This is a genomic window from Streptomyces sp. NPDC002701 (assembly GCF_042889045.1).
GTDB lineage: Bacteria > Actinomycetota > Actinomycetes > Streptomycetales > Streptomycetaceae > Streptomyces.
On sequence record NZ_JBIAQL010000004.1, the window covers coordinates 172190 to 195546 of the forward strand.

General features: G+C 68.3%; 19 protein-coding genes and 1 pseudogene. 11 read left to right on the forward strand and 9 right to left on the reverse strand.

Going from position 1 to position 23357, the window contains the following annotated elements; genetic code table 11:
• Nucleotides 1-481 precede the first annotated feature (481 nt).
• Entirely contained in the window at nt 482-1297 is an 816-nt protein-coding gene (locus ACFYXC_RS13370; protein ID WP_389550489.1) for a siderophore-interacting protein, read from the reverse strand.
• Nucleotides 1298-1395: 98 nt separating this feature from the next.
• On the opposite strand from ACFYXC_RS13370, the gene ACFYXC_RS13375 reads away from it, so the two are divergent.
• Entirely contained in the window at nt 1396-2181 is a 786-nt protein-coding gene (locus tag ACFYXC_RS13375) for an AraC family transcriptional regulator (RefSeq protein ID WP_389550492.1), read from the forward strand.
• Nucleotides 2182-2405: 224 nt separating this feature from the next.
• Nucleotides 2406-3578: a 4-hydroxybenzoate 3-monooxygenase gene (locus ACFYXC_RS13380; RefSeq protein WP_389550494.1), complete on the forward strand. Its 1173-nt coding sequence runs from the start codon at nt 2406-2408 to the stop codon at nt 3576-3578.
• Between the two features lie 442 nt (nt 3579-4020).
• On the opposite strand, the gene ACFYXC_RS13385 is transcribed toward ACFYXC_RS13380, so the two are convergent.
• Complete coding sequence (locus ACFYXC_RS13385; RefSeq protein ID WP_389550497.1) at nt 4021-4494, reverse strand: YybH family protein; 474 nt, start codon at nt 4492-4494, stop codon at nt 4021-4023.
• 418 nt (nt 4495-4912) lie between these two features.
• The gene (locus ACFYXC_RS13390) at nt 4913-5839 is read right to left on the reverse strand and encodes an alpha/beta hydrolase family protein (RefSeq protein WP_389550500.1); all 927 of its coding nucleotides are present in this window, start codon (nt 5837-5839) and stop codon (nt 4913-4915) included.
• Nucleotides 5840-6046: 207 nt separating this feature from the next.
• On the opposite strand from ACFYXC_RS13390, the gene ACFYXC_RS13395 reads away from it, so the two are divergent.
• Nucleotides 6047-6985, forward strand: a complete 939-nt coding sequence (locus ACFYXC_RS13395) for a LysR family transcriptional regulator (RefSeq protein WP_389550502.1) — start codon at nt 6047-6049, stop codon at nt 6983-6985.
• A gap of 118 nt (nt 6986-7103) precedes the next feature.
• On the opposite strand, the gene ACFYXC_RS13400 is transcribed toward ACFYXC_RS13395, so the two are convergent.
• Nucleotides 7104-7286 (reverse strand): hypothetical protein, encoded by a 183-nt coding sequence (locus ACFYXC_RS13400; RefSeq protein ID WP_389550504.1) that lies wholly within the window; start codon nt 7284-7286, stop codon nt 7104-7106.
• A 63-nt stretch (nt 7287-7349) separates the two neighbouring features.
• Here ACFYXC_RS13400 and ACFYXC_RS13405 point away from each other — a divergent pair, with 63 nt between their 5' ends.
• Complete coding sequence (locus ACFYXC_RS13405) at nt 7350-8360, forward strand: aldo/keto reductase (RefSeq protein ID WP_389550506.1); 1011 nt, start codon at nt 7350-7352, stop codon at nt 8358-8360.
• A 228-nt stretch (nt 8361-8588) separates the two neighbouring features.
• A pseudogene (locus ACFYXC_RS13410) lies at nt 8589-8825 on the forward strand (Tn3 family transposase); the annotation flags it as partial.
• 42 nt (nt 8826-8867) lie between these two features.
• Here the strand turns inward: ACFYXC_RS13410 and ACFYXC_RS13415 are convergent.
• On the reverse strand, nt 8868-9737 hold the full coding sequence (locus tag ACFYXC_RS13415) for a helix-turn-helix transcriptional regulator (RefSeq protein WP_389550508.1): 870 nt from the start codon (nt 9735-9737) through the stop codon (nt 8868-8870).
• Nucleotides 9738-9950: 213 nt separating this feature from the next.
• On the opposite strand from ACFYXC_RS13415, the gene ACFYXC_RS13420 reads away from it, so the two are divergent.
• The 4 genes from ACFYXC_RS13420 (at nt 9951) to ACFYXC_RS13435 (ending at nt 15128) form a co-directional block, all read left to right on the forward strand.
• Nucleotides 9951-10649 (forward strand): type 1 glutamine amidotransferase domain-containing protein, encoded by a 699-nt coding sequence (locus tag ACFYXC_RS13420; RefSeq protein WP_389550511.1) that lies wholly within the window; start codon nt 9951-9953, stop codon nt 10647-10649.
• A gap of 98 nt (nt 10650-10747) precedes the next feature.
• Nucleotides 10748-12253 (forward strand): NAD-dependent succinate-semialdehyde dehydrogenase, encoded by a 1506-nt coding sequence (locus ACFYXC_RS13425; RefSeq protein WP_389550513.1) that lies wholly within the window; start codon nt 10748-10750, stop codon nt 12251-12253.
• Entirely contained in the window at nt 12250-13659 is a 1410-nt protein-coding gene (locus tag ACFYXC_RS13430) for a lyase family protein (protein WP_389550516.1), read from the forward strand. The genes ACFYXC_RS13425 and ACFYXC_RS13430 overlap by 4 nt, the downstream gene beginning before the upstream one ends.
• 326 nt (nt 13660-13985) lie before the next feature.
• Nucleotides 13986-15128, forward strand: a complete 1143-nt coding sequence (locus ACFYXC_RS13435) for an acyl-CoA dehydrogenase family protein (RefSeq protein WP_389550519.1) — start codon at nt 13986-13988, stop codon at nt 15126-15128.
• A gap of 306 nt (nt 15129-15434) precedes the next feature.
• Here ACFYXC_RS13435 and ACFYXC_RS13440 read toward each other — a convergent pair whose 3' ends face one another.
• Together ACFYXC_RS13440 and ACFYXC_RS13445 are read right to left on the reverse strand one after the other, a co-directional pair.
• Nucleotides 15435-15902, reverse strand: a complete 468-nt coding sequence (locus tag ACFYXC_RS13440) for a MarR family transcriptional regulator (protein WP_389550522.1) — start codon at nt 15900-15902, stop codon at nt 15435-15437.
• A gap of 54 nt (nt 15903-15956) precedes the next feature.
• Nucleotides 15957-16670 carry a DJ-1/PfpI family protein gene (locus ACFYXC_RS13445; RefSeq protein WP_389550525.1) on the reverse strand — a complete coding sequence of 238 codons (714 nt, stop codon included), beginning with the start codon at nt 16668-16670 and terminating at the stop codon, nt 15957-15959.
• A gap of 187 nt (nt 16671-16857) precedes the next feature.
• Here ACFYXC_RS13445 and ACFYXC_RS13450 point away from each other — a divergent pair, with 187 nt between their 5' ends.
• Both ACFYXC_RS13450 and ACFYXC_RS13455 read left to right on the forward strand, forming a co-directional pair.
• Entirely contained in the window at nt 16858-17550 is a 693-nt protein-coding gene (locus ACFYXC_RS13450) for a response regulator transcription factor (protein WP_389551620.1), read from the forward strand.
• Nucleotides 17547-18998: an ATP-binding protein gene (locus tag ACFYXC_RS13455; RefSeq protein WP_389550528.1), complete on the forward strand. Its 1452-nt coding sequence runs from the start codon at nt 17547-17549 to the stop codon at nt 18996-18998. Before ACFYXC_RS13450 ends, ACFYXC_RS13455 begins: the two co-directional genes overlap by 4 nt.
• Nucleotides 18999-19203: 205 nt before the next feature.
• On the opposite strand, the gene ACFYXC_RS13460 is transcribed toward ACFYXC_RS13455, so the two are convergent.
• Nucleotides 19204-21354 carry an MMPL family transporter gene (locus ACFYXC_RS13460; RefSeq protein WP_388926993.1) on the reverse strand — a complete coding sequence of 717 codons (2151 nt, stop codon included), beginning with the start codon at nt 21352-21354 and terminating at the stop codon, nt 19204-19206.
• A gap of 901 nt (nt 21355-22255) precedes the next feature.
• On the reverse strand, nt 22256-23344 hold the full coding sequence (gene chvE, locus ACFYXC_RS13465; protein ID WP_389550532.1) for a multiple monosaccharide ABC transporter substrate-binding protein: 1089 nt from the start codon (nt 23342-23344) through the stop codon (nt 22256-22258).
• Between the last annotated feature and the right edge of the window lie 13 nt (nt 23345-23357).

The following is a 23357-nucleotide window of genomic DNA, read 5'->3' on the forward strand; positions in this document are numbered from 1 at the left end:
CCTCCGCCCCCCCCCCCCCCCCCCGGGCCCCCCCCCCCCCCCCCCCCCCGCCCCCCCCCCCCCCCCGGCCCCCCGCCCCCCCCCCCCCGGCGCCGGCCCCCGCCCCCCCGCTTCCGGCGCTCGCCTGGTCGTCGAGATCGCGCCACGCCTCTCCAGACCGGCTGCGCGTCACCAGTCTGCGTGTGCGAGCGCTCAGGTCGACCCATCAGATGGCGGGCCGCAAGGGTCACGTGACATTGCTCGATGACCCGTGAGCTGGGGCAGGCAGACACCCACACCGCTGATCACCCGACGGTGATCACCACACCGGCCTCCACGCGCACCGCCAGGAGGTAAGAACGGCACCAGCCGATCCCACTCCGCATTCGTCAGGTCTCCGCGGCCCATACAACCAGCCTGACCCCAACACCCCACGCCCGTCCGGAGATCCGAGAAACAGCGCCTGGGGGCGGGAGGCCCGAAGGCGCCTTCGCGACAGCGGTCAGAGGCTGGCGCGTCCGTGGCTGAAGTAGCCGCGGAAGGCGATGTCGGACTTCGCCACGCCGCGTTCACCGACCAGGTGGCGGCGGACCCCGGTGGCCAGCGAGGATTCGCCGGCCGTGAAGGTGCAGAAGCGCCCCTCGGGAAGGCGGGCCTGTCTCACCGCGTCCAGGGCGAGGGCACCGGGTTTTGCGCCCGCGTCGGTGCGGGGCAGCCAGTGGACGGTGCTGCCCGGCGGTGCCTTGATGTCGCTGCGGATGTCGTCGGGCGACGGGACTTCCAGGAAGACCTCGGCGGGCAGGCTCGCCGCGGACTGTTCCAGGATGGCGAGGATCGCCGGAAGGGCGCTCTCATCACCGACCAGGAGCTGCCAGGCGGCGCCGGCGACGGGCGCGTAGCTGTGTCCCTCGTCGAGGAATGCGACCCTGGTGCCGGGCTCGGCGGCCCGTGCCCATCGGGTGCCCGGGGCAGCCGCGCCGGGGCTGTCGACTGCGTGGAGGGATACCTCGATGTCGAACGCTGACGCCTCGGGCCGAAAGCGCCGGATCGAGTAGGTCCTGACCCGCGGACGCTGCTTGCCGCCCTGGAGCGTGAGCTGGAGAATCCACCGCTCGCTGCTGGGCAGGAACACCTCCGCGGCGTCATCGGGATCGGCGAAGAACAGACGTCCTGCCTGGTCGAAACCTGACCGCTCCAGGTACTGGACGTCCTCGCCGCCCAGCGTGACGGTCATGAAGTGCGGACTGGGCTGCTCGCTTCCCTGCACGGTCAACGACAGCATCCGTCGCTTGCGCGGGCGCTGGATCCGGGAGGCCATCGCTACCTGCCCCGGGGGCAGGACTTGAGCTTCATCGTGGTCATGCGACCACTGTCGGCGTGGTGCTCCGTGCGAGACTACCGGTAAACTGACTCCTGATGCCGACAACCCGCCATTCTTCGCCGATGCCCGCTGATGAAGAGGATGAGATCCTGCAAGGCGGTGCATGGCTGCCGCACGGCTTCCAGCTCGATCCGCACAGCCACGCCCAGGGCCAGCTGGTCTACGCCGCCTCCGGCGCCCTGGCCACAGCGACGGAGCGCGGCACCTGGGTCGCTCCGGCGGACCGGATCACCTGGACGCCCCCACGCTTCGCCCACTCGCACCGCTTCTACGGCCGGACCGATGTACGGCTGGTGTCCGTTCCGCTCGACCTGTGCGCCGAGCTCATCGATCACCCCAGCGTCTTCACGGTGAGCCCGCTGCTGCGCGAGGCCCTCCTGGCGCTCACCGACGAACCGGAAAGGCGGGCCGGCGCCCACCGGCGTCTACTCGCCGTGATCGTGGACGAGTTGGCCGACGCGGCCAAGATCTCCCTGCACCTTCCCGAAGCGAGTGACGACCGGCTGCGCGCCGCCACCGACCTGCTGCGCGCGGACCCCGCCCGGCCTGCCACCCTGGCCGAGCTGGGCCGGGCGGCGGGAGCCAGCGAGCGCACACTCAGCCGGCTGTTCCACGCCGAGCTGAGCATGAGCTTCCACCGCTGGCGGACCACCCTGCGCATCCACCACGCTCTGGCGCACCTGACCGACGGGATGACGGTGACGGAGACCGCGCTCGCGTGCGGCTGGTCCAATCCTTCCACCTTCATCGACGCCTTCACCGAGGTCATCGGCCAGACTCCCGGCCGCTACCAGGCCGACCTGCGTATCCATAGGCGCTAGCCACCACGGCCGTTCACCCTATTTGCGCTGATTGAACACATGGTGCGCGAGGTCCGCGCCGTCTTGGCGGGTTTCCGATATCGGGTGTCGCCTTACCAGTGGTGCGCAGACCGTCGGGTCTTCGACAGTGGACAGCGAGCGGGCGCCGTCCCTCACGGGTGGCGCCGCGGTGTACGCCATTGGCGCGTACCGACCACTGTACGGATCACGGAAGGCCCGCACTCATGACTGAGACACGCGACGACACGGCCGTCGTCATCATCGGGGCCGGCGTCGCCGGTCTGACCCTCGGCAACTTCCTGCTGCGTAACGGCGTCGACTGCATCGTGCTGGAGAAGCACTCTCGCGCCTACGTCGAGAAGCGCCAACGCGCCGGAACGATCGACACCTTCGGGGTGCGCCTGTTCCGCGAATGGGGCCTGGAGGAAGTCCTGGCGGGCGACCCGATCCCGCACAGCGAGGGCGGCTTCTACATCGACGGCCACGCGATGCCGATCGACGTGGACGAGGACAACAACGAGAGCCTGTACTGCCCGCAGCAGGTCCTGGTGCGCAACCTCACCGAGGTCTTCCTGCGCGAGGGCGGTGACCTGCGCTACGAAGCCGCGGACGTCGCCCTGGAGAACCTCACCGTGGGCCACCCCGAGGTGCACTACAGGGACGCCGAGGGCGCGGTGCGGGCCGTCGAGTGCGACTTCGTCGCCGGCTGCGACGGCTTCCACGGCGTCTCCCGCCGCTCCATCCCCGCCTCGGCGCTCACCGAGTACTCCCACGGGTACGGCTACTCCTGGCTCAGCGTCCTGGCCGCCACCGAGACCAAGCCCTCGGGCATGGCGATTCACGAACGGGGCCTGGCCGGGATGATCCCCCGGGGCCCCGAAGCCAGCCGCATCTACCTGCAGTGCGCGGTCGACGACACCCCCGCACGGTGGCCGGACGAGCGCATCTGGAGCGAGCTGGAGGCCCGCTTCGGCACTCCGCCCTCGCGCGGCGAGATCCTGTCCAAGCAGATCGTTCCGCTGCGCAGTGTGGTGTTCGACCCGATGAGCTACGGCAGGCTCTACCTCCTGGGTGACGCCGCGCACATCGTGCCGCCGATGAGCGCCAAGGGCATCCACCTCGCCCTGCACGACACCGAGGTCTTCGCTCGCGCGGTGATCCGCCATGCCGAGGAGGGCGACTCCAGCCTCCTCGACAGCTACTCGCAGACCTGCCTGCCGCACATCTGGAACTACCAGGCGTTCGCGACGTGGATCACCGACACCATGCACAACGCCGGACTGAGCAGCTACGAGGGCGAGTTCAAGAAGCAGATCGCGCGCGCCGAACTCCAGCGCCAGTTCGCCTCCGAGTCAGCGAACAAGCTGTTCAGCGAGCTGACCGCCGGTACCAATTAGTGACCTGAGTCGGAGATTTGTCGTGGGTTCGGTAGGAGTCGTCCAGGGCCCAAGATTCCGCCGTTGTCGGTGACCGATGCCCAGCGGGCTGTGCTGGAGGGCTGGCTGCGTTGCCGCACGACGGCTCAGGCGCTGGCCCAGAGCGAGGGCTGCACGGCTTGTGCGGCGACCCGCGGCCCGGCACCCCCCGGAAAATCACCGATGCCCAGTCTGCCGATGCGGGCATGGATACGTTGACGCTATTGCCACTGACGCGAGCCGTAAGACGCGCTCGTATCGTTTTCGCAACCTGCACGGGTTGGCCATGGCGGCAGCCGCACCCGTCCGGTGAGGGCGACGCCTGTGAAGTCACCGGCGTCGCCGAGCGCACCGGACGGTAGGCCGAGGTCCAGCGTCGTGCCCCACCGTCCCGCTGGCATTCCTTGAGACCGCTTTGTCCTAATTACCCGAACGGCTTGGTCGGCGTCAGATGCATCAGTGACTTTCCGGTGGCGAAGTCGAGCGGCACCGAGACGTGGTCGTGGACCATCAGCCATTCATCCTCGATGAGGCGGAAACAGTTGGTGGTGCGCACCCACATATCGCTGGACTGGCCGTTCATGGAGCCGGTCAGGCGCACCATGAGGCGTGCGATGCTCAGGTCGGGTGATGCGATCACCTCAAGGTTGGAGAACTCGACCTGCAGCGGTCCTTCGAACGTCTGGAAGAAGTCGACCCAATTTTGACGCCACATCTCGCCGCCGCGGAACTCGATGGGGGGCATCAGGTCGAAGGCGCTGAAAGCGTCGCCGTCGGCGTAGAAAGACATCATGGCGTCGACGTCCTTCGCCTCGAAGCTGGCCCTCCAGTCCTGCATGCGCTTCGTGATCTGGTCGGTGATGTCGAGGTCAAGGGCGTTGGTCGTTGCAATAGCCATAGTTCTTTCCTCTGCAGTGAGATTGCGCTTCGTGCGGGTAGCGGCATCTACCGATGGCGGTGGGTGACCGTAAAGGCCGAGAAGCTTCGATCGGCCGACGCGAGGTTGGTGGTCTCTACTAGTCCGCCGGGCGGACCCGCTCGGTCAGGGCGGCGAGGAGCGTGCTGTCGGGTGACGTTCCGTCGAAGAAGGCGATGCCGTAGCTGGTGAGCGGGGGGGCCGGCGAGCACGTCAAGGAAGTCCCCCGTGCACTGTGTGCACGGGCCCGGCGGATGCCCTGCGGCCGATGTTGGCGGCAGCGAGCGTGAGATGTTCCCGATCGTGGTCAATGGTGTCGACGACGACGCCTGCAGCGGAGGCGATGTGCCGCTTCCGTCGAAGGGCGAGTGCGATGGGACATGGGGGTTCTCCGCGAGCTTCAACTCATGTGCGTGGCGAACCACTCGAGCATCTGCTGCGGCTCCCGCTGAAAATGCAGGTAGCCGTCCCAGCGTCGAGTCGTCCCGTGAATCCAGGTGAGCTTCTTGTCGGCCGGGATGTTGTCGAAGATCGCCTGGACATCGCTGGGCCGGGTCAGCAGATCATCGTGGACCTGGTACAGGAACGTCGGCACCATGACGTTCTTCGCGGCTTCCACCGGCGACATGTCCGCGAGCCCGAAGCTCGCGACGGCCTTGACCTCACGATCGAGTTCCTCGAAACGGTCGGACAGCCCCAGCCTTTCGAGAACCCGCTGCAGCAGCACCCCGACCGACAGCGGCTGTGACGCAACCATGCAGCGCACACCTTCGAAGTGCTCCGGGTGCTCGGCCATGGCGAAGATCGAGGCGGTGGCACCCTGGCACCGGCTGAACAGCCCGATCGTCATGTCCTTGAGGTCCGGCCGGGTGCGGGCGTAGGTGAGCGAACCGATGACGTCGCGCACCTCGTATCGGCCGCCGCTGTTGACGCCACCGTTGGCGGCACCGCTGTGGCCGAAGTTGCGCTCGTCATAGGTCAGGACGTTGTAGCCGGCGTCGTGCAGGATGCGGTAGTCAGGGATGAAGTCGACCTCGAAGTCGTTGCCGGTGGGGGCGCCGTTCGACCGCCAGGGTTCGAGGTGGGCTGGCAGGCCGTAGCGGTTGAACCACCGCGGGTGGTTGACGATGACCAGCTTGCCGGAACCCGCGCAGGGGATGTACCACGCTTCGAGCGGCACGCCGTCCAGCGAGGGAAACCACACATCCTCGAAAGCCAGGCCGAGGTCGGCGGGGGATCTCAGCAGCGGGGAACGGACGGAATCCAGCACACCCTCGTGACGCGCGATGCCCTTCAGCAACTGAGTGATCTCCTCGTCGCTGCGCACCCGCTGTTCCTCTGTTTCTCTCTCCGTGGCCATCCGTTGCGCCCTCTCGTGCTCGCTCTCCGGTAGTGCTGCCACCAGTTATCCGCCCACGCCTTGCTCCAGGTCCAAAGCCTCTTTCGCAGTAGCTGATGCATTTCAGGCATCACCGCAGCTCATGCACGACTCCCGGCGGCCTCAGCAATCATTTGCCGTGCTACGGTCGATGGTGTGTCGACCTCATCCACGCCCGTCGCAGACCTGGACCTGCGGCTGGTGCGGTACTTCCTCGCCGTCGCCGAGCATCGCCACTTCGGTCGCGCGGCGGCCGCCCTGCGAGTGGGACAGCCGTCCTTGAGCCGACAGATCCGCCGACTGGAGCAGCAAGTCGGTACGCGTCTGCTCGACCGCACCACGCAGGGCACCCGGCTCACCGAAGCGGGAGAGGTGTTTTGCGGCCAGGCCCAGGCTCTGCTGCAGTCGGCCGCCCATGCCGTGGCCTCCACCCGTGCCATCGCCCGGCCCAGCCACATCACCATCGGGTACACCACGAATCTCATCGTCACTCCGGCAGTACGGCAACTGCGCCGTCGGCACCCACACACTCAGGTGCGCACGGTGCATCTGCACTGGGATGATCCGGCAGCCGCCCTGCTGGAAGGGCGGGTTGACATGGTCGTGGCCCGCTTGCCGTTTCCCACCGATCGGCTTCAGGTGACGCCCCTTTACGACGAACCCCGCGTACTGGTGGTGTCGGTCGACCACCGCCTGGCGTCCAGGAAGTCGGTCACCCTCGACGACATCGCCGACGAGCCTCTCCCGAGAATGCCCGACGAGGCATGGAACGCCTTCTGGCGCGTCGATCCCCGACCCGACGGCAGCCGGGCGCCGGACGGCCCGCTGGTCGACAAGATCGAAGACAAACTCGAACTCATCGCAGGTAACGAGGCGGTGTCCATCGCCCCCGCCGGAGTACTCGCCTCAAGCCTGCGGCCTGACCTGACCGCCATCCCGCTCACCGACGTCGGGCCGAGCCAAGTCGTGCTGGCCACACGGTCCGACGAACAGAGCCGACTGGTCGACAGCTTCCGTGAACTCGCCGAACGACATCTGCCCACCTCTGGCACGGCGACTTCGACAGGGCGTAGCTCGTCCGCAGGGACTGTCTGAGCGAACCCGGGGGGCTGGATAGGCGGCCCCTGATGGTGATCCATTGGAGTGGACACACTGACGATGGATCCTGATGGTCCAGAGAGCGATGTCCAGGCGGGACGGAAGTCCTCATATATCACTGGGACAGTGGCGTCTTCCACGAGCTCCTGCTCGGCGAGAAGGACGAGCTCCCCTCCAGGACCCCGCCCTGTTCGGGACCGGTGACCAGTTGCTGCTGGACCGTTCCGCCGCGGACGACTGCCGCCGGGTCGCGGCCCAAGCCGACCTTCCGGCTCTGCGCGGAGGCGAAGGCGTACACGCCTCCGCATTCCGGACCGAGACATGTTGCGTTAGAGCGCACTCCGACTCCTAAGTTCGGCGCATGCGATACATCAAACTCGGAACGACCGGACTGGAAGTCTCCGCCATCGCCCTTGGCTGCATGAGCTTCGGCGAGCCGGACCGGGGCGGCGAGCCCTGGTCGCTGGGCGCGGACGCCAGCCGGGGCATCATCAAGCAGGCCCTGGAGAGTGGCGTCAACTTCCTCGACACGGCCAACGGGTACAGCGCCGGAAGCAGCGAGGAGATCGTCGGCCAGGCGGTCAAGGACTTCACCCGGCGTGAGGATGTCGTTCTCTCCACGAAGGTCTGGATGCGGATGCGCCCCGGCCCGAACGGCGCCGGGCTGTCCCGCAAGGCGATCTTCGCCGAGCTCGACGCCTCCCTGAAGCGACTGGGGACCGATTACATCGACCTGTACCAGATCCACCGGTGGGACTACGACACCCCGATCGAGGAAACCCTGGAGGCGCTGCACGACGCGGTCAAGTCCGGGAAGGTCCGCTACATCGGAGCCTCTTCCATGTACGCCTGGCAGTTCGCCAAGGCCCTGTACCTGGCTGACCTGAACGGCTGGACCCGGTTCGTGTCGATGCAGGACCACTACAACCTCATCCACCGAGAAGCAGAGCGGGAGATGCTCCCGCTCTGCGCCGACCAGGGCATCGGCGTGATCCCGTGGAGCCCGCTGGCGCGAGGCAGGCTGACACGGGTCCGGGACACCGCCACGGCGCGTGCCGAGACCGACGAGGGCGGCAAGATCCTCTACCGCGACGAGGACCAGGCAGTGGCCGAGCGCGTCCACGAGATCGCGGGCAAGCGAGGTCTGTCCCCGGCCCAGGTCGCCCTGGCCTGGGTCATGCGCAACCCGTCGGTGACCTCGCCCGTCGTCGGGGTCACCAAGCCGGCCCAGCTGGCCGACGCGGTCGCCGCGGTGGACGTCGAACTCGACGAGGACGAGGCCGCCTACTTGGAGGAGCCCTACCAGCCTCACGCGGCCGTCTACCTGGAGGAGTCCTTCTACAAGTCGCGCCCCGTGGCGGGCTCCCGGTAGTCCGGGCCACCACCGGGCTCTCCGGCAAGTCCTTGGTTCTCGGCCTTCACAGCCCTGTGGTGGGCCCGGCGGTGTTTGCGAATCATGCCGTTTTCGCTGCGGACGCGGGCCCACAGACGAGGAGGCCGAGGCGGACATGCGCCGCCTACTGGCCACCCGCTACGCCACGGTCCGCCCGTTCCTGTCGCTGCTCGGGGAGTCGCTTGCGCAGGGAACGGCCTCCGGCGGGACCAACTCGGCGCCCTCGGTCTCGTGCTGAATGCCGCCGTACTGTGGACGACCCGCCATCTCGGCGCCGCAGTCGAGCAGTTGCGGGCCCTGCCCGCCGAGGAGCGCGAGTACGACGTCCTGGACGAAGATGTCGCCCGCGTCGCCCCGCTCAAGCACGCCAACCTCAATGTGCTCGGCCGCTACAGCTGCACGGCCTCCACCCCGGCATCCGGCGCCCTGCGCCCGCCACGCGACGATGCCAGTGACGTAACGCTGGGTGACCGAGGCTCGCGGGGATCAGGACTCGCTGCGAGGGACGGTGGGGGTGAGCGTCCAGGAGGTGAGGAGATCGAGTGCGTGACGGGACGGGGAGCCTGCCTCGGTGCTGTAGAGGAAGACAGCTGCTTCGGTGTCTCCGGGGAGGCCGAAGGTTTCGTACTGCACGGTGACCTCACCGACGAGCGGGTGGAGCAGTCGCTTGGATCCGTAGGTGCGCTGGTGGACGCGGTGCTGCTGCCACCAGCGGTCGAACTCTGTGCTGTTTTCCTTCAGCTCGGTGACGAGGTCCTGAGTGCGTTGGTCGTCGGGGGTACGGCCGACGTCGAGGCGGAGGTTCTCCACGGCTGCGCGGGCCTGGATGTCCCAGTCGACGAAGAGAGCGCGGGCTTCCGGGTCGAGGAGGAGCCACCGTGTGTAGTTGCGTCGAGCCGGCGGCAGAGCGTCGAAGTCGGTGAACAGCGCCTTGGCCATCCGATTCATGCCCAGGACGTCCGCTCGGCGTCCCAGGACCAGGGCGGGGGTGCCCTCCATGGAGTCCAGCAGTTGGTGGAGGCCGGAGCGCAGGCGTTGGACGGTTGGCGGACGTCGGCGTCGGGGAACCGCGGTGGTGGTGCCGATGAGGTCGTTGAGGTGGGCACGGCCGGCTGCGTCGAGTTCCAGTGCCTGGGCCAGTGCTTCGACCACTGCGGGTGAGGGGACGATGTGGCGTCCCTGTTCGAGACGCGCGTAGTAGTCGGCGGAGACTCCGGCCAGTCGTGCCACCTCTTCGCGTCGCAGGCCGGGTACTCGGCGCACGCGGGCGTCCGGCGGCAGTCCTGCGCGCGCTGGGTCGCACTGGGCACGGGCCCGGCGCAGGAAGTCGGCAAGTTCGCGGTTCGAGGCGGCCATGGATCCAGTGTGGCCGATCCGCTGCGGCCACGGCCGCCTCAACAAGGACTGTCAGTCCTAGGCAGAGCGGACCTGGGAAGGCCAGGGCCGATGATGGCCGCCTTCGGGTCGCCGGGGCGGGTGACAGTGGAAGCGCTGCCGGGTCAGTCGATCCCGCGGCCCGGTCCCGTACCGCAGGCGACCGGCTGACAGCGAGAAGCCGAGGAAGAAGTCATGAGTCGCATTCTGATCGTCATGTCCGCAGCCGCCGTGTGGGAGCGCACCGACGGCTCGCAGTACCCCACGGGTTACTGGGCGGAGGAGCTCGCTGCGCCGCACGAGGCATTCGTCGGCGCCGGCCACACTGTCGACTTCGCCTCCCCCGGAGGTGTGCTGCAGCCGCTGGACAAGCACAGCGCCGACCCGGCGATCGCCGGTGAGGACTGCGCCCGGCACGTGGCCCACGCTCAGAAGGCGCTCAGGGACTTCGGGCCGCTGCTGAAGCTGGAGGAGGTCTCGGCCTCCGACTACGACGCCGTGGTGCTGCCGGGCGGGCACGGCCCCGTGGTCGACCTCTTCCAGGACGCGAACCTGGGCCGACTGCTGATCGAGGCCGATCGCGCCGGCAAGATCGTCGGCGCGGTCTGCCACGGTCCGGCCGCATTGCTGTCCGCGGTCGACGAGCAGGGCAAGTGGATCTTCTCCGGCCGGCGGATGGCCGCGTTCACCGACGAGGAGGAGCGCCTGTTCGGCACCGCCGACAACGCTCCGTGGCTGCTGGCGAGCCGTCTGCGCGAGATGGGCGCCCGGCACGAGCAGGGTGCCCCCTACCAGGCATTCACCATCCAGGACGCCAACCTCTTCACCGGCCAGAACCCGGCTTCCAGCACCCCGATGGCCGACGCGATCAACACCGCGCTGGCAGCGGTCTGACCTCTCACCCCGGGCCGCCGCTGCACACTCCTCCAGGCAGTGGCGGCCCGGGCTACACCTCTTGCTTTTGCTCCTTCGACGACGGGTGAGAAACCACCATGACGGACCGCACGCCACGCCCCTATGGCGTTGATGCTCTGCCGCAGGGGCTACTGATCGGCGGAAGGTGGCTGCCCGCAGCCGGCGGCGCCACGTTCCCCGTGGAGAACCCCGCGACGGGCGAAGCGGTAGCCCGGGTCGCCGATGCCGGCACCGCGGACGCACTCGACGCCCTCGGCGCGGCTGCCGGGGCGCAGTCGCAGTGGGCCGCAACATCGCCAGGACAGCGCAGCCGCATTCTGCGGCGCGCCCACGACCTGCTGCTGGAGCGCCGTCCGGACTTCGCAGGGCTCATCACTCTGGAGATGGGCAAGTCCCTCGCCGAGGCGCGTGCGGAAGTCGACTACGCGGCCGGATACTTGCGCTGGTTCGCCGAGGAAGCCGTCCGCGTCGACGGGACCTGGAAGGTCAGCGAGGACGCAACCGCAAGGGTTCTGGTCATGCGCCAGCCCGTCGGACCGTGCCTGCTGATCACGCCCTGGAACGCGCCGCTGGCGATGCCGGCCCGTAAGATCGCCCCCGCTGTGGCCGCCGGCTGCACGATGGTCCTCAAGCCCGCTCCGCAGACCCCGCTCACCAGCATCGCACTGGCCACAGTCCTGATCGAGGCCGGCCTGCCCGCCGGCGTCCTGAACCTCCTGCCCACCACCGGCGCTGCTGCAGTGTCCGAGGCGATGATGAAGGATCAGCGGCTGCGCAAGGTCTCCTTCACCGGCTCCACCGCGGTCGGCCGGCTGCTGCTGGCCCAGGCATCCGCCAACGTACTGCGCACCTCGATGGAGCTGGGGGGCAATGCCCCGTTCATCGTGTGCGCCGACGCCGATTTGGAAGCGGCGGTGGACGGCGCCATGACCGCGAAGCTGCGCAACATCGGTGAAGCGTGCATCGCGGCGAACCGCTTCCTCGTTCATGCCGACATCGCGCAGGAATTCACCGAGCGTCTCGTGGACCGGATGCGCGGCCTGACTCTCGGCAGCGGAACGGAACCCGGTACCGACCTCGGCCCGCTGATCGACCGCACCCAGCGCGACCGTGTCGCCCAGCTGGTGGAGGAGACCATCGCCGGCGGCGCGCGGCTGCACACCGGCGGCAGCACTCCCGACCTGCCCGGCTACTTCTATCCGCCCACCGTGCTCACCGACATCCCCGACGGCGCACGCATCAGCCGCGAGGAGATCTTCGGCCCCGTCGCCGCCATCCGGACCTTCTCCAGCGACGACGAGGCCCTCGCGCTGGCCAACGCCACCGAGTTCGGCCTGGTCGCCTACCTCTACACCCGCGATCTCGGCCGAGCACTGCGGATGAGCGAACAAATCGAGAGCGGCATGGTCGGCCTCAACCGCGGCTACGTCTCCGACCCCGGGGCACCCTTCGGCGGCATCAAGCATTCAGGTGCCGGCCGCGAGGGCGGCAACTCCGGCATCGAGGAATACCTGGAGCAGAAGTACATCGCCATCGACACGCCCGCCGACGCCGGTACCCCCGCCCCCCAGGACCCGTCATGAACACCCATGTCCCGCCGCCGGAACCCTTCTTCCTGACCAGCCGACTCGCGACGGACCCCGAACAGTGTGCCCTCTTCTGCGAGGACGCGACCCTCAACAGCTGGCTCGCCGCCGAACGCGCTCTCGCCCAGGCCCAGGCCGAAGCCGGAGTACTCACCCACGCGGAGGCCGCCGCCATCCGCGACGCCGCACAGTTGCACCACATCGACCGCGAAGAGTTGTGGCGCACTGCCCGCACCGTCGGCTACCCCATCCTGGGCCTGGTCCGGCAGATCAGCCGTCGGCTCCCGCCGGGACCCGACGGCCGGGTGCACTACGGCGCCACCACGCAGGACATCATGGACACCGGTCTCGCCCTGCAGATGCTCCGCTCCCTGGCCGCTCTCGAACGCCGGATCGCCGAACTCGGCGATGTCCTCGCGGACCGTGTCACCGAACACGCCTCCACCGTGATGGCGGCCCGCACCCACGGCCAACAGGCCGTGCCCACCACGTTCGGCGCCACCCTGGCCACCCTCCTGGCGCAGTTCACCCGCCACGGGCAGCGCCTGGCCCAGGCCGCACCGCGCATCGGCATGATCTCCCTGTCCGGAGCCGGCGGCACCGCAGCCGCCTTCGGCCCTCACGCGGCAGCCATCAGAAGCGGCATGGCCCGTCTGCTCGGCCTGCACGACACCGCGACCCCCTGGCACGTGGCCCGCGACGGAGTCGCCGAGTTCGGCTGGCTGTGCTCCTTGCTCACCGCGACCTGCGCGCGCCTGGCCCGCAACATCGTCGACCTGTCCCGGACCGAGATCGCCGAGGTCTTCGAGCCCTACAGCGACCACCGCGGCGCGTCCTCGACCATGCCGCAGAAGGTCAACCCGATCACCTCTGAAGGCATCATCGGACTGAGCGGCACCGCCGGCGCCCTCACCTCCGCACTGCTCCGCGCCCAGGAAGCAGGACATGAGCGCGCCGCCGGCGAATGGCACACCGAATGGCGCGTCCTGCCCGAACTCGCAGTATCCGCCGGAACGGCCCTCACGGAGACGACCGCCCTCCTGCGCGGACTCCGGGTCGACGCCCGCCGCATGCGCACCAATCTCGACAGCGACGGCGGCCTCGTCATGGCGGAATCACACATGATCACGCTGGCCGGACCCGTCGGCCGAGAACGCGCCCACGACCTCGTCCACGAAGCCGCGACCCGTACCCGTACCACCGGCACACACCTCACGCAGACATTGCGCGACGTCCTGGCCGAACACCACCTCGACACACTCCTGCCCGGCCTTCACACCCAGCCGGAGAACTACCTCGGACAGGCACACCGGACCGCCGAAACCACCACCCGCCTCTGGCGCACCCACACCGCATCGCTCCCCGAACCGCCAACCCCCCTCACCCAGCTCGCCGCCAACTGATCGCCCCGCCGTGCAGCGCCACAGCCGCGGCAGCGCGTCCGATGAACCCTCGTGATGTCGTGGGTTCTCGGCGGCCCGGATCCCATCAGATCCGTTGGCGATCGATGACAGGGTGGCAACAGGTAGGGTCCATTCCTCCGTCCGCCGCCACCCACTCCAGCGCCCGAAGTGCGCATTCGCTGTCCGGTTCGGCGGGCGGGCGAGGGCAGCACCGAGCGCACGGAGTCCGCACCGCACGTACCGCTCGGTGAGCAGGCTGACCACTCGCGCGCCGCAGCCGGCGCCACCTGAGGAGTAAATGACGATCGTGGAAGGTTGCCTGACGTATGACGACTGAAAGTACGGACGGCGCGTTCGTCCCCCTGCTCGATGCTGCTCGTACGGCGGCGACGCAAGCGGCGGTCGAAGCCGCAGCGACCGAGAGAGATCGGCGGATCACCGGCGTGAGTGCCGCCGCCGCTCGGGCTGCGGGTGCGTTCGCCTTGGGCGTCCGCCGGGCCGATGGAGGGATCGAGGCCGATCTCAGCACGAGGGTCCGGTTCCTGGCTGAGCTCGGACGGGGCTGCCCGTCGACGGCCTGGGTCGCGGCCACGACCTTCGAAGCGAAGCAGTTGTTGCAGATCGGCACGTCGGACGAGGCGTACAAGGACGCGTTTCGTGACGTCAACAGCGTGGTGTGCTCGTCCGCTCGGCCGGGGAGGGCCGTCCGTGGGCCCGGCGGGCTGCGCATCTCCGGCCGATGGTCGTACGCCTCAGGATGTGAACTCGCCGATTGGGCGATGCTTTCCGTGCAACTGCCTGGGGAGGGTGGCCGCCCGCCGCAGCCGGCTGCGGTGTTCGCCCGCACCCGGGATCTGACCATCGACCGAGACTGGCACATGGCGGGACTGTGCGGCACCGGAAGCCACACCCTCGTCGGCGACGATGTGTGGATCCCCGATTCTCATCTGCTCGACCTGCCCCGGATCGCCGCTGCGCTGTCCAACATCGCGATCGCGGTCGGGCTGTTCGCTCCCCTGTGGGGTGCCGCGCGCGGTGCCCTCGACATCGTGGTCGATGTCCTTGCCAAGCGGACGTCACCGAATCCCGCGCACCCCACGCTGGCCGACTCGCCCGGTGCCCGGAGGAACCTCGCCGTCGCCGCACACAAGATCGACACCGCTGAACGGCGCATGCTCGGGATCGCCGCTGCCATCGACGCCACGCAGTCCGGCCACGTGCTTGCGGCCGAAGAGCGTGCGCGGCTTCGAATGGATCTGATCGCCGCTGTGCGGGAATGTCGTAGCGCGCTGGAGGATTTGCTGGACCTGCACGGATCCACCGGTCTGGACAGCTCCAACCCCTTGCAGCGGTACTGGCGGGACTTCGCAGTGGGATCGCGGCACGTCCAGTTCACCTCCCACGTCGTCGAAGAGGATTACGGCGTGCTGTTGCTCGGCGTCGACGCAGCACCTTCCGGGATGCTCTGAGAACTTGACGGACACGAGGACGCTTGCAGGTCCTCGATACTGGTGGGCGATTGACGGGGCCTCAGAACCCCACCCCTGCTGAAGTCGTCCCACCAGTAACACCCCGTTACTTGCAGCCCGTTGATGACGACCTGCGGCAAGAGGCCCTGATCTCGCCGTTCAACATCTGCGGTCGAACGCGACCTCGTACCTCGGCGTCCTGCGGGTTGCGTTCGCTGAACCGTTCCTGGCCGCCGGGGATGCGGTTCGTGTCGAGGCGTTCGGCCCGTTCGCTGAGTACCTGACCGTGAAGCGAGTGGGTGTCGCTCAGCCCGGGGAACCGGGAGCGGCCGGGGGCGATCCGGCGCCGACCGCCCCCAGGGCGTGGAGCAGGACATGGTCCAGTGCTCGCTTGTTCTCCGCTGTGAGACCCGCATGGAGCTCGGCGTCCAGCTCGGCGGCGACGGCGCGGGCGTCGGAGAGCAGTGAGCTGCCTCGATCGGTCAGTTCGAGACGTGCCCGGTGTCCCTGCCCGGGCAGCGTGCGGCGCACCGCCCCCAGCTCCTCGAGCATGAGAACGGTGGCGCGCATGCTCTGGCTCGTGACGCCGGCCCGGCGGGCCAGGTCGCTGTAGGACAGGTCACTGTCGCGGGCGACGTGGCCGAGTGCTCCGAGGAGGCGCAGCGACAGCCCGAGGCCGGCGAGCCGCTCGTCCAGCCTCTCCTGCAGACGGCGGCCGCCTGTGATCAGCAGCATGACGGTCGACAGTGCACTCTCCGGTGCCTCGCCGTTCATCTGAGACTCTCCCTGTGTCGGATGCTTCCGGCACAGTCTCCCAGATGCCGGGGATCACGCCGGGGCGGAGATCCGCAGCCGTTCCGCGGCTCGTCGTGCGATTGGGGAGACGGCTTCTGTCCACGCGTGCGTTTCTGCGAGCGCGTCCCGGGTGAGCTCCGCGCCGGCCAGCTCGGGGGTGCCCACTCCGAACAGGGGGTGCGGCGCGTACTCGGCATTCAGCTCCATCCGGCGCGCGGCTTCGGTGCCGTAGAAGTGCTGGATCAGCCGCTGCGCGATCTCGAAGCACCCAGTTGCCGGTGGGCCCGCGGTGATCCGGCTCCGGTCCTCCACGACTTCGCTGGTCTCGACCACCGTCGCACCGAACTGACCCAGCAGGCCGTAGAAGTGGTAGTTGGTCGTGGCCCGGTATCCGCGGAGCAGACCGGCTGCACCCAGAACCAGGCTGCCTTCGCACACGCCGGCGACCCATTTCGCACGGGAGCCCCGGTCGGCGAGAAACGCAAGCGTGTCGGGGTCCTCCATGAGCTCGGGCGGCGTCGCCCCGATCAGCAAGACGTCCAGGTCGGCGGGGCAGTCCGCGAAAGTGGTGGTCGCGCGTGTGGGGAACCCCGCGTAACCCGAGAACTCCTCCAAGTCCTTCCAGACGAGATGCAGATTCACCCCGGGCATGCTGCCCAGGGCCGCGTGGAACCCGATGATGTCGACCGGCGCGTACTCGGGGCACACGACGATTGCGATCTCGAGACTGCTTTGTTCGTTGGACATGATCCTTCTTCCACTCGACTTGCAGCCAGACTACAAGTCTGACTGCAAGCATGTCGAGATGGTCCCGTTCTCGTAGAGCTACAAACGGGGACTAGGAGCGCGGTCCCCAGCGACGCTCTAATCCTGGCTTCAGGTTGATCGGGGAGAATGAGCGGCAAAAGTGTCGACTGGAAGGGGGCGGGCCGGCGTGCGGATCATGATCGCGGATGATGAAGCGGCCATCCGTGAGTCGCTGGAGCGGGTGCTCCAGGTCGAGGGTTACGACACCAGCACCGTCGCCAACGGTTTCGCGGTGCTCGACGGAGTCGGTGGGGCCGGCGGTGACACGCTGGATCTGCTGATCCTCGACGTGATGATGCCCCGTCTCGGCGGGTTGGAGACCTGTCGGCGGTTGCGGGCCGCGGGCCGGGATCTGCCGGTGCTGATGCTGACCGCCCGTGACCAGGTCTCCGACCGGGTCACGGGACTGGACGCGGGCGCCGACGACTATCTGCCCAAGCCATTCGCCACCGAGGAGCTACTGGCCCGGGTGCGGGCCCTGCTGCGTCGGCGCACGCCGACCGACGAGGAGTCGCAGATCCTGTCGTTCGCCGGCGTCCGGCTCGATCCCGACAGGTTCGAGGCGTGGCGGGGCGAGCGGCCGCTGCGCCTGACCCGGACCGAGTTCTCCCTCCTGCAGGTCCTCATGCGCAACGCGACCCGGGTCGTGACCCGCGACGCGCTGTTCGAGGCGATCTGGGGCTTCGACATGAGCGCCACCGCCAACAACCTTCAGGTATACGTGAGTTACCTGCGCCGCAAGATGGAGGCCGAGGGTGAGCCGCGATTGATCTACACGCTGCGCGGCCTGGGATACACCTTGCGGGAGACTCCTCCGTGAGCAGGCCCGCCGGCCGGGAACCACGCCGGCTGACCCGATGGTGGCGCCGGCGGTCCCTGCGGGCCAGGCTGACGGTGATCGCGGCGACGGCCATCGCCGTCAGCGTGTTCGTGGCCTTCCAGGTGGCCAGCGAGCTACTGGGCTGGGAGCTGCGGGACACCGCCGAGAATCAGCTACGCGCCGACTCCCGCGTCCTGGCGACGAACGCGCAGCGCGCCGGTCTGGCCGAGGTACAGCTACCGCCGTATCCCGGTTCCGGTCGGCTGGTGCGGGTCATCCTGCCCGACGGCTCGACCCGGACTCCGGCCGGCCAACCCGCACTCCCCCCCGTCAGCGAGCACGCCGGGCGCGTGGCGCAGGGCGCGTCGGCCGACCTGATGGAGTCGAACGACAGCGACGAGGACGGCTACCTCATCTACACGCTGCGGGCGGGCGACGGCGCGGTCCAGGTGGCCCACGTCACCGACGACAGCCCGATCAACCAGTTCGGGTTCGGCATGCTGCTGATCGGGCTGCTCTGCGTGGTCGGCGGTGCCCTTGTCGGGCGGACCGTGGCGCGGACCGGGCTGGCACCGATTGACCGGCTGACCGCCGCCGCGGTACGTGTCGCGCACACCCGGGATCTCGACGCCGACATCCCGGATGAGGGCGGTGGGGAGATCCGGCGGCTGATCCAGTCGATCAACGACATGCTCGCCGCGCTCCGGGACTCCCGGCGGGCCCAGCGGCTGCTCGCCGAGGACGCCGCCCACGAGCTCAAGACCCCGCTCACCAGCCTGCGCCTCAACGTCGAGCTGCTGATCCGCCTCGATCGGCGCGGCACCCTGGACAGCGCACTGCCGGCGGAGAGCCGGACCCGGCTGCTCAACGATCTCGGCGCCCAGGTGGCCGAGTTGGGCACCCTTGCCGCCGAGCTGACCGACCTGGCGCGCGGTGACATCAGTGACGAGAACACCGAGCTGCTGGACCTCGCCGACATCGTGGTGGCCGCCGCGACCCGGGCGCGTTCCCGCGCGCCCGACATCGAGGTCTCGCTCGACGTGACCTCCGTGTGGGTGAGCGGGCGTCCCGCTGCGCTCCAGCGGGCGGTGCTCAACCTCGTCGACAACGCCGGCAAGTGGTCCCCCGCGGACCAGCCGGTCCAGATCCGGCTCCGTGCCGAGGGCGCGTCGGCGGTGCTCGAGGTCGACGACGCCGGGCCGGGCATCGACGCCGCCGACGTACCGCGGGTGTTCGACCGGTTCTACCGTGCCGACAGCGCCCGGGCGTTGCCGGGATCCGGTCTGGGCCTTTCGATCGTGCAGCGGGTCGTCGACGCCCACGGCGGCCGGGCCACCGTCGCCCGCTCCGCACGCGGTGGCGCGCTGCTTCGGGTCGACCTTCCGGCCGCGGCCCCGCCCGCCCCGATCGCGCGCCGCACCGCCGGGGAGGACACCGCGGCGCGCTGACCCGCCCCGTCGGGTGCGGCGCAGGACAAGGGACGGCGGCCCTCGGGCATGGCCCGGCGCGGCTCGCCGTAGGGGGCAGGACACCGCGATGCGCCGACCCCGGCCCCGGCGCGTGGCGCAGACAAGGGGCGGCGACCGTCGGGCCCACGAAAAGATCCGGGACGGGCTTGGGGCCCCGTCCCGGATCTCGTCCGTGCCGCCGCGCTCAGCGCTGCAGCGCGGGCTCCTCGTGGTCGGCGAGGGGCTGTTGACCGCCCGGCAGCTCCGCCGCTGGACGGGACAGCCGGCTCGGCCACCAGATCCGCCGGCCGATCAGCAGGGTGAGGGCGGGCACCAGGACCGACCGCACCAGCAAGGCGTCGAGCAGCACGCCGAAGGCGACCAGGAAGCCGACCTCGATCAGCATCACCAGCGGAAGTGTGGCGAGGACCGCGAACGTGGCCGCCAGGACCAGTCCTGCCGAGGTGATGACGCCACCGGTGGCGGAGAGGGCTTTGAGCATGCCCTCTCTGGTGCCGAGGCGCATGGTCTCCTCCCGGGCCCGGCTGGCCAGGAAGATGTTGTAGTCGACGCCGAGCGCCACCAGGAACAGGAACGCCAGCAGCGGCACCGAGTAGTCGATGCCCTTGAACCCGAGGATCGTGTCGAAGACGAACACGCTGCCGCCGAAGGCCGCGGCGAACGAGACGATCACGGTGGCCATCAGGACCAGCGGCGCCAGGATCGCGCGCAGCAGCAGCCCCAGGATGATCAGGACGACGACGAGCACCAGCGGGATCACCAGCTTCTCGTCCCGCTTGGTGGTCACCTCGGTGTCGAGGTTCTCCGCACTCGGCCCGCCGACGATCGCCTCAGCCCCGCTCACCGCGTGCACGGCGGTGCGCACCCGCTTGATCGTGTCGTACTCCGCGGCGGTGTCCGGCGCGTCCTTCGGGAACACGGAGATGTTGGCCCAGCCACTGATGGTCTCCTCCGGGACGGCCTGGGCCACACCGCGAGTGTCCTTGACGGCGTCGAGCACCCGCTCCTGGTGCGCCGGCCGTGCGAAGACCGTCATCGGCTGCCCGCCGAGCTCCGGGAAGTGCTGGCGCATGACGTTGAAGCCCTTGACCGACTCCGGCGCGGACAGGAACTGGTCCTGCTCCCGCAGGGCGCCGGTGTTGCCCGCCAGCCCGAGGGCGAGCACGCCGAGGACTCCGAGCGAGCCGAGCGTCGCGACCCACCGGCGGCGGCTGATGGCGGTGCCGAGCCGTCCCCACAGCCCCGGCTTCTCCTGCACGGCCGTGCTGAACCGCGGGATGGCCGGCCAGAAGATCCGCCTGCCGAGCACCACGAGCACCGCCGGGAACAGCGTCAGCATGGCCACCAGCGCACACAGGATGCCGGCCGCACCGATCGGGCCCAGCCCGCTGGTGCTGTTCAGATCCGCGACGAGCAGGCAGAGCAGGCCGGCGACCACGGTCGCCGCGGACGCGATGATGGCCGGCGCCGCGCCGCGCAGCGCGTGGACCATCGCGACCCGGGCGTTCTCATGATGGTGCAGTGCCTCCCGATACCGGGCGATGAGCAACAGCGCGTAGTCCGTGCCCACGCCGAACACCAGGATCGTCAGCAGCGCCGAGTTCTGGTCGTTGACCACGATGCCGAAGCCCTTGACGAGCAGGTAGACGGTCCCCATCGAGGTCAGTGCCGCCGCACCGACGGCCACCAGCGGGATGATCCACAACACCGGGCTGCGGTAGGTGAGGATGAGCAGGAGCGTGACGACGATGATGGTGGTGAGGAGGACCTGTACGTCGATGCCGTCGAAGACGACCTCCATGTCGCCGTCGATCGCGCCCGGTCCGGTCACCTCGAGTTCCAGGCCGGAGGGGCGGTCCTTCGCGGCGTCACGCAACGGGCCGAGGATGTCCTCCGGGGCGCCGTAGTCCGTGCTCACCTCAAGGGTGAACATCATCGCCTTGCGGTCGGTGGAGGGGCTCATCGGTGAGCCCTCGTCGTCCTCGCCGGCCGCCTCCGTCCCCTTCGGCGGATACTGCTTGGCAAAGGTGTTGTAGTGGCGCTCGACCGTTGCGCGGTCGGCGTCAGTCATGCCGCCGGAGCGGTGGTACACGAAGACGAACGTGCTGCTCTCACCGCCGGGGAGACTGTCGTCCAGCGCCGCCACCTTGGTGGACTCGGCACTGGCCGGCAGGGTGTCCACGGCGCTGTCGGTGGTGACCGAGCTCAACTTTCCGCTCAGCGGCACCATGCCCACCGCCAACACCAGCCACAAGCCGATAACCAACCATGGCACCCACCGGCCGGCCAACCGGCCGGCCGGCGCTTCCCCGGACGGCGCTGCGTTGACTGCCATCACTAGCCTCCTACATACGGTTTACATCGCTGATCTGATGCCTACTTCCTAACGAGCGAACCTGAGACGACCGTTAGAGCCGTGAAGTAACCGGCGTCCGTTGTAGATGGTGATGGTGGCCATCGATGTCATGTGGGTGGGTGGGTGCGTCGCGGTGCTTCGTCCGCGCCGCTGCCCGTCGGACACCTCGGACGCCGGCGAGTTGGCGAGCTGGCGGACCAGGCATGACGCCTCGTAGCCCGCAGTTGAGCAACCGCGACGATCAGCGGCGGAGCTGTAGTGAAGGGCGGGGCGCTCTCCAGGAGCTCGTACACCAGAACGCCCAGCGCGCAGCTGTCGTTGGTGGCCCGCGGATGGTTCTCGTCAGGTTCCCCGCTGTGCGGAAGGTGCTGCTCAGCTGGTGAAGGCAGCGAAGCCTGACGCGGAGACATTTGCTGCGGCCCCGCCCAGCACCAACGCCGCCGCGGAGACCGGCGCCTGCGGCCGCAAGCCCGGCTGCAGCTGCTGCAACTGACCGCCGTCCCGGGGGCTGGGCAAGCGGTCAACGGTCAGCCTCCAACAGCCGCTGTGCTTCACCTGGGGCAGGTCACGCTCGTACACCTGGCTCTGAGCGCGCAGCAGGGCCGGAGGCAGGGTGCGCGCCGGCGTCGCGTACGGACGCGAGAACGCGCGGCTCGTTGGTCAGCCCCGCGCGTTACCCCGCGTAGGCAGAGCCGTATCGGCGCTGCCAGGCCGGTCACGAGGCCAAGGAGTCCTGCCTGGACACCGCCCGACACAACCGCAACTCCGGTGCGGTCGACGACCTTTACTCCACCCTCGACGGGGGCCTGCGTCACCCCGGCCACTGAGGTTGTGAAACCCCTCCCCCACAAGCCGTCCGGAACGGGGTCACACGCAACCCCTACTTCAAATCGTCCTCGCTGTACCATCCACCTTCGACGAGCACCTTTTCATAATTTGCTTTGTCTACGCTTACCGGCTGGAGCAAGTACGCGGGAACCACTTTCACCAGGTTGTTGTAGCTCTTCGTGTCGTTGATCGGCGGCTTTTTGCCCTTCAGGGTGGCATCCACCATCTCTGCAGCCACTCGGGCCAGTTTCCTGAGGTCCTTGTAAACAGTCTGCTTCTGCTGGTTCGCAATGATGGATTTCACAGAGGCCAGCTCTGCGTCCTGGCCGGTGATGACCGGCCACGGCTTGCCCTGGGATCCATAAGCGTCGGACTTGAGGGCAGATATGATACCGATGGAGATCCCGTCATACGGAGACAGGACAGCATCGACCTTTTCGCTTTTGTAGGAGGAGGTAAGGATGTCCTCCATGCGCTTTTGCGCAGTTCCGCCGTCCCACCTGAGGGTAGTTATTTGGTTCAGCTTGTCCTGTCCAGACCTGACGACGAGCTGCTTCTTGTCAAGATAAGGTTGCAGTACATTCATCGCGCCTTTGAAGAAGTAGCGCGTATTGTTGTCATCATTGGAGCCCGCAAACAACTCAATATTGAATGGACCCTTTTTGGACCCATCACGAAGTCCGAGTTCGTCTGCTATGTACCCCCCTTGCATCTCTCCTACTTTTTCATTGTCGAACGATGCGTAGTAGTCAACGTTCGCCGTCCCCAGAATGAGACGGTCATAAGCTATTACCGGCACATCCGAGTCTGCGGCCTGCTGCATCACATTATTTAATGACTTATTGTCGATTGCCGCGACAACTAAGGCTTTAACGCCCTGCGTTATCAAATTCTCAATTTGCGAAACTTGCTGATCAGGGTCGTCCTCACCGAATACCAGCTTGACCTTGTACCCTTTCCCCTCCAGCTCCTTCTTCACGTTCGCACCGTCAGCTATCCAGCGCTCCGAAGATTTCGTCGGCATCGCGACACCGATGGTCGCACCTGCGGTCTCTCCACCATCGTTGTCGTCGCCATTTTGCCCACAACCGGACAAGACCAGAGCGGCAAGGGCGACGGGAACGACTACGGAAGCCTTCATGCTGATGACTTTC

What these genes read in the sequence shown, in the direction of transcription:
- ACFYXC_RS13405 (WP_389550506.1), top strand. Translation starts at nt 7,350, where the DNA reads ATGCGATACATCAAACTCGGAACGACCGGACTGGAAGTCTCCGCCATC.
- ACFYXC_RS13415 (WP_389550508.1), bottom strand. Translation starts at nt 9,737, where the DNA reads ATGGCCGCCTCGAACCGCGAACTTGCCGACTTCCTGCGCCGGGCCCGT.
- ACFYXC_RS13425 (WP_389550513.1), top strand. Translation starts at nt 10,748, where the DNA reads ATGACGGACCGCACGCCACGCCCCTATGGCGTTGATGCTCTGCCGCAG.
- ACFYXC_RS13380 (WP_389550494.1), top strand. Translation starts at nt 2,406, where the DNA reads ATGACTGAGACACGCGACGACACGGCCGTCGTCATCATCGGGGCCGGC.
- ACFYXC_RS13445 (WP_389550525.1), bottom strand. Translation starts at nt 16,670, where the DNA reads ATGTCCAACGAACAAAGCAGTCTCGAGATCGCAATCGTCGTGTGCCCC.
- chvE (WP_389550532.1), bottom strand. Translation starts at nt 23,344, where the DNA reads ATGAAGGCTTCCGTAGTCGTTCCCGTCGCCCTTGCCGCTCTGGTCTTG.
- ACFYXC_RS13375 (WP_389550492.1), top strand. Translation starts at nt 1,396, where the DNA reads ATGCCGACAACCCGCCATTCTTCGCCGATGCCCGCTGATGAAGAGGAT.
- ACFYXC_RS13420 (WP_389550511.1), top strand. Translation starts at nt 9,951, where the DNA reads ATGAGTCGCATTCTGATCGTCATGTCCGCAGCCGCCGTGTGGGAGCGC.
- ACFYXC_RS13385 (WP_389550497.1), bottom strand. Translation starts at nt 4,494, where the DNA reads ATGGCTATTGCAACGACCAACGCCCTTGACCTCGACATCACCGACCAG.
- ACFYXC_RS13430 (WP_389550516.1), top strand. Translation starts at nt 12,250, where the DNA reads ATGAACACCCATGTCCCGCCGCCGGAACCCTTCTTCCTGACCAGCCGA.
- ACFYXC_RS13460 (WP_388926993.1), bottom strand. Translation starts at nt 21,354, where the DNA reads ATGGCAGTCAACGCAGCGCCGTCCGGGGAAGCGCCGGCCGGCCGGTTG.
- ACFYXC_RS13440 (WP_389550522.1), bottom strand. Translation starts at nt 15,902, where the DNA reads ATGAACGGCGAGGCACCGGAGAGTGCACTGTCGACCGTCATGCTGCTG.
- ACFYXC_RS13370 (WP_389550489.1), bottom strand. Translation starts at nt 1,297, where the DNA reads ATGGCCTCCCGGATCCAGCGCCCGCGCAAGCGACGGATGCTGTCGTTG.
- ACFYXC_RS13435 (WP_389550519.1), top strand. Translation starts at nt 13,986, where the DNA reads ATGACGACTGAAAGTACGGACGGCGCGTTCGTCCCCCTGCTCGATGCT.